This is a genomic window from Promicromonospora kroppenstedtii DSM 19349, from assembly GCF_000515355.1.
GTDB lineage: Bacteria > Actinomycetota > Actinomycetes > Actinomycetales > Cellulomonadaceae > Promicromonospora > Promicromonospora kroppenstedtii.
In genome coordinates this window covers 1-1,651 of the sequence record NZ_KI911742.1, presented here as the reverse complement: position 1 = coordinate 1,651, position 1,651 = coordinate 1, and the positions used below count along the sequence as shown (strand labels likewise).

Here is a 1,651-nt window from a genome sequence, read left to right as displayed (position 1 = left end):
GCCCGGGAGCGCTGGGACGCGATGCAGGCGCTCGTCGCGCTGGCCGACGACCTGGCGGCCGCCGCCACACCCGAGGAGCCCGCGACGGTGTCCGGGCTGGTCGCGGAGCTCGACGAGCGCGCCTCCGCCCAGCACGCACCCACGGTCGAGGGCGTCACGCTCGCCTCGCTGCACGCGGCCAAGGGCCTGGAGTGGGACGCGGTGTTCCTCGCCGGGATGAGCGAGGGCCTGATGCCCATCTCCCTGGCCGAGACCGACGACGCCGTGCACGAGGAGCGCCGCCTGCTCTACGTGGGGATCACCCGCGCGCGCGAACACCTCGACGTGTCGTTCGGGCGCTCGCGGAACCCGGGCGGGCGGGCCACGCGAAAGCGCACCCGGTTCCTGGACGGGCTCTGGCCGGAAGAGCACCGCGCGCCGCGGGCACGGACCGCGCCCAAGGGGCAGGCCCGCGCACTGCTGACCGGCGAGCACGACGCCGCGCTCTTCGACGCCCTGCGCGAGTGGCGGCGGCAGGTGGCCCAGGAGACCGACAAGCCCGCGTACACGGTGCTCACGGACGCGACCCTGGCGGCCATCGCGGAGATCCGACCTTCGGGCACGACCGAACTTGCTCGCGTGAACGGGATCGGTCCTGCGAAGATCGACCGGTACGGCGCCACGATCCTCGCGATCGTGGCCAGTTCTCCGGCTTATTGAGCCGTTTCCGGGGCCTCGCGAGGCAGTCCGAAAAACTTCTCAAGAAAGTTTGGAAAAAGAGTTGGCTCGCCACGGCGGCCCGGCATAGTGTTCAGATGTCCCTGACAGCAGTGGGCGAGGCCGAGAGGTCTGGCCCGGATTCGAGTGAGGAGGTGGGTGCATTGGAGATGAACATGATTCCGCAGACGGATCTGCAGGTGTGCAAGCACGTGCTCGGCTACGAGCCCGTCCCGGCCACTGGCGCAGCTCTGCCTTTCCGCGCGCGCACTCACCGCGGAGGCGTCAAGCCGTCCGCTCTCGCACCCGACTCCGCATCTCCAGGAGACTCCCCGGTCTGACGACCGAAGAGTTCCAGGCCGCGGAGTCCACCTAGGACCCGCGGCCTTAATTCTTGCCCGGAGATCCGGCCCCACCTCGGCCGGCCCGGCAAGGATCTAGCCCCTGGGTCCTGCACCACCAACGTTCATCGACGACGTTCCTTCAGGACACAGGAGACAACCGTGCGCCTCACTGCGCTCCTCGACACTCTTCCCCAGGGCGGCTCGGGCCCCTGGGACCCGCCTCAACACCCCGCCACGAGCGGGACCGGTTCGGACTCGGCGGAGTTCAACCGGATCATGGACACACTGCTGCCGTGCCGTACCAACGACCCGGAGCTGTGGTTCGCCGAGCACAGCACGCAGGTGGAGCAGGCCAAGGCACTCTGCCGCACGTGCCCCCTCATCGAGGGCTGCCTCGCGGGCGCTCTCGAGCGCAACGAGCCGTGGGGCGTCTGGGGCGGCGAGGTCTTCGTGGACGGCGCCGTCGTCGCCCGCAAGCGTGGCCGCGGCCGGCCGCGCAAGTCGGAGAGCGTCGCTGCCGCATGATCCGCCGCTGGTCAGGCCGCCCGTACCGGGAGCACCACGCACCCGCACCGCGGGTGCGGCTCCACCGGCCGGGCTCGGGGGAGCCC

Annotated in this window: 2 protein-coding genes; both read left to right on the top strand. The window is 70.8% G+C overall.

Going from position 1 to position 1,651, the window contains the following annotated elements; translation table 11 throughout:
- The coding region (locus tag PROKR_RS23620) for an HRDC domain-containing protein (protein ID WP_036968576.1) at positions 1-699 on the top strand (699 nt) is incomplete at its 5' end.
- 500 nt (positions 700-1,199) lie between these two features.
- Complete coding sequence (locus PROKR_RS23615) at positions 1,200-1,565, top strand: WhiB family transcriptional regulator (protein WP_026365865.1); 366 nt, start codon at positions 1,200-1,202, stop codon at positions 1,563-1,565.
- The last annotated feature ends 86 nt before the right edge of the window (positions 1,566-1,651 follow it).